2 protein-coding genes are annotated in these 10,018 nt (G+C 75.8%); both read right to left on the bottom strand.

Annotated elements, in window-relative coordinates:
• A partial coding sequence (locus AB0G13_RS32040; RefSeq protein ID WP_357882584.1) for a type I polyketide synthase occupies positions 1–7,199 on the bottom strand: 7,199 nt, incomplete at its 3' end.
• Positions 7,200–7,246: 47 nt separating this feature from the next.
• A partial coding sequence (locus tag AB0G13_RS32035) for an SDR family NAD(P)-dependent oxidoreductase (protein WP_357882581.1) occupies positions 7,247–10,018 on the bottom strand: 2,772 nt, incomplete at its 5' end.

Genomic DNA, 10,018 nt, shown 5'->3' with positions numbered 1-10,018 from the left:
TCGTCCTCGCCCGTCAGCACCGACACGAGGTCCACGTCCAGATACGGCGCGAGAGCCCGCTGGCACTCGGCCAACCGCGCGTCGAACACCGGCGTCCGACCGACCAGGCCGGCGGCCATCCGCGCCGACTGCGCGCCCTGCCCCGGGAACACGAACACCGGGCCCGCGCCGTGGGGCGAGGCCGTGCCGGCGACGACGTTGCCGGCCGGCGAGCCGGACGCCAGCGCGTCCAGCCCCGCCAGCAGGTCATCGACAGTCGAGCCGACCACGGCGGCGCGCTGGTCGAACACCGACCTGGTGGTGGCGAGGGACCAGCCCACCGCCGCCGGATCGATCTCGCCGCGCCCGCGCACGAACTCCGCCAGGCGGGCCGCCTGACCGGCCAGGGCGGCCTTCGAGCGCGCCGACACCGGCCACACCACGACGTCCGACGCCACCAGGCCCGGGCCGGGCTCGGCCGGAGCGGCGACCTCGAACGGCTCGTCGGCCTGCTCGATGATGACGTGGGCGTTGGTGCCGGAGATGCCGAACGACGACACCGCCGCCCGACGCGGCCGCTCCACCGCCGGCCACGGCCGCGACTCCGTCGCCAGCTCGACGGCGCCGGAGGTCCAGTCGATGTGCGGGGACGGCTCGTCCACGTGCAGCGTCGCCGGCACCATCCCGTGCCGGATGGCCTGCACCATCTTGATGACACCGGCGACGCCGGCGGCGGCCTGCGCGTGGCCGATGTTCGACTTGATCGAGCCGAGCAGCAGCGGCCGGTCGGCCGGTCGGTCCCGCCCGTACGTGGCGAGCAGCGCCTGCGCCTCGATCGGGTCGCCCAGCGTCGTGCCCGTGCCGTGCGCCTCGACCACGTCCACGTCGGCGGTGGACAACCGCGCCGACGCCAGCGCCTGCCGGATCACCCGCTGCTGCGACGGACCGTTCGGGGCGGTCAGCCCGTTGGAGGCGCCGTCCTGGTTGATGGCCGAGCCCCGCACCACGGCGAGGACCGTGCGGCCCTGCCTGCGGGCGTCGGAGAGCCGCTGCACGAGCAGCATGCCGACGCCCTCGGACCAGCCGGTGCCGTCGGCGGACGCGGCGAACGACTTGCACCGGCCGTCGGCGGCCAGGCCGCGCTGCCGGGAGAACTCGACGAACGCGGTCGGGGTGGCCATCACCATGACGCCCCCGGCGAGGGCCATGTCGCACTCGCCGCGCCGCAGCGCCTGCCCGGCCCAGTGCAGCGCGACGAGGGACGACGAGCAGGCCGTGTCCAGCGACACCGCCGGCCCCTCCAGCCCGAACGTGTACGCCACCCGACCCGAGATGACGCTGCTGGTCATCCCGGTCAGCATGTAACCCTCGGCGGCCTCCGGCGAGTACGCGAGCAGCGAGCCGTAGTCCTGGCCGCTGGTGCCGACGAAGACGCCGGTGCTGCTGCCGCGTACGGCGGCCGGGTCGATGCCGGCCGACTCGAAGGACTCCCAGGTGGTCTCCAGCAGCAGCCGCTGCTGCGGGTCCATGGCCAGGGCCTCGCGGGGCGAGATGCCGAAGAAGCCGGGGTCGAACCGGTCGACGCCGCTGAGGAAGCCGCCGCCCCGGGCGTAGAAGGTGCCGCTGGCGTCCGGGTCGGGGCTGTAGAGGCTGTCGAGGTCCCAGCCCCGGTCGGTCGGCAGGTCGGTGATCGCGTCGACGCCGTCGACCACCAGCCGCCACAGGTCGTCGGGCGACCCCACCCCGCCGGGCAGCCGGCAGGCCATCCCGATGATCGCGAGGGGCTCGTCGTCGCCCACCGACACGGTGGTGGTCGTGGGCCGCACGGGAACCGGGGTGCCGGCGATCTCCGTACCCAGGAAGGCCGCCAGGTCGTGCGGGGTCGGGTAGTCGAAGACCAGGGTGGCCGGCAGCCGCATCCCGAACGCGTTGTTGAGCCGGTTGCGCATCTCGACGGCGGTGAGCGAGTCGAAGCCGAACTCGCTGAACGCGCGGCGCGGCTCGATGGCCGCCGGGTCGGGGTAGCCGAGCACGGCGGCGGCCTGGCCCCGGACGATCTCGACCAGCGCGGCGGCCCGTTCGGACTCGCCGAGCCCGGCGAGCTGCTGCACCAGCGACGCGCCGGTGGTGGCCGCGGCGGCGCGGGCGGGCGTGCGGATCAGCGCCCGGTACAGCGGCGGGATGCTCCCGCCGGCGAACTGCACCTTCATCGCGGCGAGGTCGAGCCGGGCCGGGACGAGCGCGGCGTCGGTGGTGCGGCAGGCCGCGTCGAAGAGGGCGAGCCCCTCCTCGGCCTCCATGGCGGCGACGCCGGAGCGGGAGATCCGGTTGAGGTGGACGTCGTCCAGCTCGGTCGTCATGCCGCTGCGGTCGGCCCAGAGGCCCCAGGCGAGGGTGAGCGCGGCGAGGCCGCGCGCCTTGCGGTGCTGGGCCAGCCCGTCGAGGAACGCGTTGGCGGCGGCGTAGTTGCCCTGGCCCGGGCCGCCCGCGGTGGCGGCGAGCGAGGAGTACGAGACGAACGCCTTCAGGTCGAGCTCGGCGGTCAGCTCGTGCAGGTTCCAGGCGGCGTCGACCTTGGGCCGCAGCACGCCGTCCATGCGCTCGGGGGTGAGCGAGGAGATGACCCCGTCGTCGCGGACGCCGGCGGCGTGGATGACGGCCGTGAGCGGGTGCTCCGCCGGGATGCCGGCCAGCAGCTCGGCCACGGCGCCGCGGTCGGCGACGTCGCAGGCGGCGACGGCGACGCTCGCGCCGAGCGCCTCCAACTCGGCGCAGAGTTCGGCGACGCCCTCGGCGGCCCGGCCACGCCGGCTGGTGAGGATCAGGTGCCGGACGCCGTAGGTGGTCACCAGGTGCCGGCTCATCAGCTGGCCGAGGGTGCCGGTGGCGCCGGTGATCAGGACGGTTCCGTCCCCGTCGAACGGGGCGGCCGGGGGCTCGGCCGGGGCGGGGACCCGGGTGAGCCGGGCGCCGGCGGCGACGCCTGCGCGGATCACGACCTGCGGCTCGTCGGTCGCGACGGCCGGGACGAGCGCGGCGGCGCAGCCGGCCACGTCGTCGACGTCGACCAGCACGAACCGGTCGGGGTTCTCCGACTGGGCGGAGCGGAGCAGGCCGATCACGGCGGCGCCGGCCAGGTCGGTCAGGTCGGTGTCCCGGTCGGCGGCGACCGCGCCCCGGGTCAGCACGACCAGCCGGGAGGTCGCGTAGCGGTCGTCGGCGAGGAACTGCTGGAGCACGGCGAGCGCCCGGTGGGTCACCTCGGCGACGACCTGGGGCACGTCCGCCGAGGCGGGCGGGTCGAGGAACGGCACGACCAGCACGCCGGGTGCGTCCGTCCCGTCGTCCATCGCCGTGGCCAGGGCGGTCAGGTCGGGGTACGCCGCCACGGCCGTACCGGTGGCCGCGACCGCGTCCGTGAGCGGCGCCGCCTCGCCGAGCACCGCCCAGTCGACGGTCGACGGGCCGGCGGCCAGCGCGAGCGGGGCCCACTCGACCCGGAACAGCGACTCGGTGCCGCCGCCCCCGGCGGTGCGGAGCTGGTCGGCGGAGACCGGCCGCAGGACGAGGGAGCCGACGGAGATGACCGGCGCACCGGTGACGTCGGTGAGCAGCAGCGAGATGCTGTCGGGACCGGTGTGCGAGACCCGGACCCGGGCCGCCGCGGCCCCGGCGCCGTGCAGGGCGACGTCGTTCCAGGAGAACGGCAGCCGACCGTACCCGGGGGGCATGTCCGCCCCGGACGGCTCCCCGGCCGGCGTGGTCAGGCCGAGGGTGTGCAGCGCCGCGTCGAGCAGCGCCGGGTGCAGGCCGTACCCGCCGGCCTCGGCGGCGGGGGCCTCGGGCAGCGCCAGCTCGGCGAAGAGGTCGTCGCCGCGCCGCCAGGCGGAGCGCAGCGCGATGAACGACGGGCCGTAGTCGTAGCCCTGGGCGGCGAGGTTGAGGTACAGGTCGTCGGTGCCGACCTCGGTCGCGCCCGGCGGGGGCCAGGTGGTCAGGTCGGACCAGCCGGCGGGGCCGCTCGGCGTGGCGGGGCCGCTGGCCAGCACGCCGCTGGCGTTGCGGGTCCACGCCCGCTCGCCGGCGCCCTCGGTCGGCTCGCCGTCCTGGGCGGAGTGCAGCGACACGGACCGGCAGCCGGTCTCGTCCGCCGGGCCGATCCAGAGCTGGATGTCCACGCCCCCGGTCTCCGGCAGGATCAGCGGCGATTCCAGGGTGAGTTCGCGGACGTGGTCCGCGCCGACGTGCGCGCCGGCCTGGAGGGCGAGTTCGACGAAGCCCGTCCCGGGCAGCAGCACGGTGTCGAAGACGACGTGGTCGGAGATCCACGGGTGGGTACGCCGGGCCAGCCGGCCGGTGAACAGGAAGCCCTCGGCGTGCGCGACGCCGACGGCGGCCCCGAGCAGGGGGTGCTGCGCGGGCCGCAGGCCGACCGCGGTGACGTCGCCGGTCCACCCGGCCCCCGCCTCGGGCCAGTAGCGCTGGTGCTGGAAGGCGTACGTGGGCAGGTCCACCCGCCGGGCGCCGGTGTCGGCGAACCACGGCTGCCAGTCCACCGCCACCCCGTGCACGTGCAACTCGGCCAGCCCGGCCAGCAACCCCTGCGCCTCGGACCGGTCCTTGCGCTGCACGGCGACGCTCAGCACCGCGTCCTCGCCGGGCAGGATGTCGGCCGCCATCGCGGTCAGCACACTCTGCGGCCCGACCTCCAGGAACGTGTCGACCCCGGCGGCCCGCAACGCGGCGACCCCGTCGGCGTACCGGACCGCCTCCCGCACGTGGCGCACCCAGTAGTCGGCGGTGCGGATCTCGTCGGCGTCGGCGAGCGACCCGGTCACGTTCGACACGACCGGCAGCGCCGGCGCGGCGAAGGTCAGCCCGGTCAGGACGGCGCGGAACTCGGCGAGCATCGGCTCCATCAGCGGGCTGTGGAACGCGTGGCTGACCGTGAGCCGGCGCGTGCGCGCGCCCCGGTCCCGCCAGGTCCGCTCGACCTCTGCCAGGGCCGCCACGTCGCCGGAGACGACCACCGAGGTCGGTCCGTTCACGGCCGCGACGCCCACCCGGCCGGCGAGGGAGTCCAGCGTGGCGAGGACGTCGGCCTCGGCGGCCGCGACGGCCAGCATCCCACCGCCGGTGGGCAGCGCCTGCATCAGCCGGCCCCGCGCCGCCACCAACGCCGCCGCGTCGGCCAGGGACAGCACCCCCGCCACATGCGCCGCGGCGACCTCACCGATCGAGTGCCCACCCACGAACTCCGGCGTGACCCCGAACGACTCAACGAGCCGGAACAGCGCCACCTCGACCGCGAACAGACCGGCCTGGGTGAAGACCGTCTGATCCAGCAACGCCGCCTCGGCCGTGCCCGCCTCCGCGAACAGCACCTCCCGCAACGGGCGCGGCAGCAACGCATCCAGGTACACGCACACCTCGTCCAACGCGGCGGCGAAGACCGGGAACGTTCCGTACAGCTCCCGGCCCATGCCGGCGCGCTGCGCGCCCTGGCCGGAGAAGAGCACCGCCAGCGAACCGCGGCCGCCGGCCTGGCCCGTGACGACCGCGCCGGACGGTTCCCCGGCGGCGAGGGCGCGCAGCCCGGCCAGCAGGTCGTCGCGGCCGGTCGCGGAGACCACGGCCCGGTGGTCCAGGGTGGAGCGGGAGGTGACCGACGAGAACGCCACGTCCAGGGGGCGCAGGGTCTCGTCGGCGGCCAGCCGGGCCGCCCAGCGGCCCGCCTGAGCGGCGAGACCGGCCGCGTCCCGGGCCGACACCGGCACCGGCACGACCGGCCGCTCGACCACCGGCGCGGCGGCGCCCGACGGGGACTGCGAGGGCTCCGGGGCCTGCTCCAGGATGGTGTGCGCGTTGGTGCCGGACACCCCGAACGAGGAGACCGCCGAGCGGCGCGGCCGGCCCACCGCCGGCCACGGCGTCGCCTCGGTCACCAGCGAGACCTCGCCGGCCGACCAGTCGACCTCGGGGGTCGGCTCGTCGACGTGCAGGGTGGGCGGCACGACGCCGTGCCGCATCGCCATCACCATCTTGATCACACCGGCGACACCGGCGGCGGCCTGGGCGTGCCCGATGTTCGACTTGACCGACCCGAGCAGCAGCGGCGCGGAGTCCCCCCGGTCCTGTCCGTACGTGGCCAGCAGCGCCTGCGCCTCGATCGGGTCGCCGAGCCGGGTGCCGGTGCCGTGCGCCTCCACCACGTCCACGCCGCCGGCGGCGAGGCCGGCGTTGGCCAGGGCCTGCTGGATCACCCGCTGCTGCGACGGCCCGTTCGGGGCGCTCAGGCCGTTGGACGCGCCGTCCTGGTTGACCGCGCTGCCCCGCACCACGGCGAGGATCGGGTGGCCGTTGCGCTGCGCGTCCGAGAGCCGTTCCAGCAGCAGGACGCCGACGCCCTCGGACCAGCCGGTCCCGTCCGCGGCGGCGGCGAACGCCTTGCACCGGCCGTCGGCGGCGAGGCCGCGCTGCCGGGAGAACTCGACGAAGGCGGCCGGGGTGCACATCGCGGTGACGCCGGCGACGATGGCGAGGGTGCACTCCCGCTGCCGCAGCGCCTGCCCCGCGAGGTGCAGGGCGACCAGGGAGGACGAGCAGGCGGTGTCGATGGTGACCGCCGGCCCCTCCAGCCCGAAGGTGTAGGCGATCCGGCCGGAGACCACGCTGCCGGCGTTGCCGGTCATCAGGTGCCCTTCCAGGCCCTGCGCGGCGCCCATGAGCACGGTGCCGTAGTCCTGACCGGTGCTGCCGGCGAAGACGCCGGTGCGGCTGCCGCGCAGCGAGTGCGGGTCGATGCCGGCCCGCTCCAGGGCCTCCCACGAGGTCTCCAGCAGCCAGCGCTGCTGCGGGTCCATCGCCAACGCCTCGCGGGGGGAGATCGCGAAGAAGCCCGGGTCGAAGTCGGCCAGGTCGTGGACGAAGCCGCCCTGGCGGGTGTACGACGTGCCGGCCTGCTCCGGGTCGCTGTCGTAGAGCGACCCGAGGTCCCAGCCGCGGTCCTCCGGGAAGTCGGAGACCACGTCCCGACCGGCCGCGACGACCTCCCACAGGTCCTCGGGCGACCGCACTCCGCCGGGGAAGCGGCAGCTCATGGAGACGATGGCGACCGGTTCCTGTTCACCGGCCTCCACCTCGCGCAGGCGCTGACGCACCTGGTGCAGGTCAGCGGTGACCCGCTTGAGGTAGTCGAGAAGCTTCGCCTCGTCAGCCATGGACCGCGCACTCCTTGTGTTGACCCGTCGTCGCAGCAGCGATCACGTCAGGACATCCCCAGCTCGCGGTCGATGAAGTCGAAGACCTCGTCCGGCGTCGCGTCCTGGAGCTTCTCGGCGACGGTGTCGCCGGCCGCCGGCGCGTCGGCCTCGTTGAGGGAGGCCAGCAGCGCCCGCAGTCGCTCGGTGATCCGAATTCGGGCGCTCCGGTCCGGCGCCGAGCCGGAGAGCGCCGCTTCCAACCTGTCCAGCTCACCGAAGACCGGTGCGACCCCGACCACCCCGCCGTCGACGATCGCGGCCCGTACGTACTCGGCCAGCCCGGCGGCGGTCGGGTAGTCGAAGACCACCGTGGCGGGCAGCCGCACGCCGGTCGCCGCGGTGAGCCGGTTGCGCAGCTCCACGGCGGTCAGCGAGTCGAAGCCGAGTTCCCGGAACGCCCGGTCCGGCTCCACGGCGTCCATGGAGGCGTGTCCGAGCACCGCGGCGGCCTGCCCGCGTACCAGCTCCAGCAGGGTCTTGCGGCGTTCGGCGTCGGTCTGCCCGGCGAGCAGGGCGGTCAGGGACTCCGCGGACACGCCGGTGTCCTCGGCGCGCTCGGCGACCGCCCGCCGCGCCTCGGCCACGCCCGCGATGAGCGGGCTGGGCCGGACGGCGACGAACCCGGGCACGTACCGGGCCCAGTCGATGCCGGCCACCATCGTCGCCGGCTCGCCCCGCGCGACGCACTGCGCGAGCGCCGTGAGCGCGGGCCCGGTGTCGAGGCGGGCCACGCCGGTGCGCCGGCGGCGCTCCTCCACGGCCTGGTCGGCGGCGGCCATCCCGCCGGCCGCCCAGGGACCCCAGGCGACCGAGGTGGCCGGCAGACCCTGCCGGTGCCGCTGCTCGGCGAGGGCGTCGAGATAGGCGTTGGCGGCGGCGTAGCTGCCCTGACCGGCGGCGCCGAGCTGCCCGGCCATCGCGGAGAACAGCACGAACGCGCGCAGCTCCCGCCCGACGGTCAGCTCGTGCAGGTGCAGGGCGCCGAGCACCTTGGGTCGCAGGACGGTGGCGAGGCGGTCGGCGGTGAGCCCGTCGAGCACCCCGTCCTCCAGGACGCCGGCCGCGTGCACCACGCTGGTCAGCGGCGCGTCGGCCGGCACCTCGTCGAGCAGCTTCGCCAGCGCCGCCCGGTCGGCCACGTCGCAGGCCGCGACGGTCACCCGGGTGCCCGCCTCGGTCAGCTCCCGGGCCAGCTCGGTGGCGCCGGGGGCGTCCGCGCCGCGACGGCTGACCAGCATCAGGTGCTCGGCTCCCCGGGCGGCCAGCCAGCGGGCCACCTCCGCGCCGAGCGCGCCGGTGCCGCCGGTGACCAGCGTCGTGCCCGGGTAGCCGGCCTCGTCGGTGGCCGCCTCGCCACCGGGCGCCCGCACCAGCCGGCGTACCAGGATGGTGGCGCCGTCGACCGCGAGCTGGTCCTCGCCGTCGAGGCCGGCGAGCGCGGCGCAGAGCAGGTCCCAGCCGTGGTCGTCCAGGGTGGCCGGGACGTCGACCAGGCCGCCCCACCGCTCGGGGTGTTCCAGGGCGACGACCCGGCCGAGGCCCCAGAGCAGCGACTGCTCCGGTCGACCGGGCGCTCCGCCCCGGGTGGTGCCGGCGGCGCCCCGGGTGACGCACCACAGCGGCGCGGCGACGTCGAGGTCGCCGAGCGCCTGGATCAGCGCCAGCGAGCGGGCAAGGAAGGGCGGCACCGGCTGGGTGTCGTCGACCGCACCGTCGGCGAGGGCGAGCAGCGACAGCACCCCGTCCACCGGGGCCGCTCCGCCGTCGGCGGTGCGGGTGGCGCTGGTCAGGTGCGCGGCGAGGGCGGCCCGGTCGGTCAGGTCCTCCGGCAACGCCACCAGCCGGACGTCGGCCCCCCGGCGGGCCAGTTCGGCGACGGCGGCCTCGCCCTCCTCCGGGTGCCGCTCGTCGGCGATCACCCACCAGGCGCCGGGAAGGAAGCTGACGGGCGTGCCGGTGTACGGCTGCCAGACGCTGCGGTACCGCAGGTCGTCCAGGGTGGAGCGGTTGCGCTGCTGGCGCCGCCAGGAGGCGAGCACCGGCAGGGCCGCGCCCAGCCGTTCCAGGGACTCCGTCGCGTCCTGCTCGGTGAGTTCCGCGAGCGCGGCCAGGTCCTCGCGTTCGACGGCCGCCCAGAACGCGGAGTCGACGCCGCTCGGGGTCTCCTCGGTGCCGTCCTGCCCGGTCGTCGTGGTCGGCCAGAACCGGCTCCGGTCGAAGGCGTACGTGGGCAGCGCCACGATGTCGGTCCCGGCGAGGACCGTGGTCAGGTCGACGGGCAGGCCGATGGTGTGGGCGGTGGCGAGGTTCGTCAGCAGCCGCGTCGGGTCGTCGTCACCACGCCGCAGGCTGCCCAGCGTGTGCCCGCTGGCCCCGGTGTCGTCGAGGATCGCCGTCACCGGCATCGTCAACACGGGGTGAGGGCTGATCTCGACGAACGTGGTGTGCCCGGCGGCGATCGCCACCCGCACGGCGGCGTCGAACCGCACCGTCTGCCGCAGGTTGTCGTACCAGTAGTCCGCCGTCATCGAGGACGGCTCCACCCAGTCCCCGGTCAACGTGGAGACGAGACGGGTGTGCCCCTGGCGGGGGGTGACGTCGGCCAGGTCGGCCCGGAGTTGTTCCGCGACGTCCTGCACCGCCGCCGAGTGCGACGCGTAGTCCACCGGGATCAACCGCGCCCGCACACCCTCGGCCTGGCACGCCTCGACGAGGTCGGCGACCGGCTGCGGCGGACCCGACACCACCACGGTGCTGGGACCGTTCACGGCCGCGAC

Origin of the sequence: Micromonospora sp. NPDC023633 (assembly GCF_040640035.1) — a bacterium.
In the GTDB taxonomy this organism is placed as follows: Bacteria; Actinomycetota; Actinomycetes; order Mycobacteriales; family Micromonosporaceae; genus Micromonospora.
This window is presented reverse-complemented; position numbering and strand designations above follow the sequence as displayed.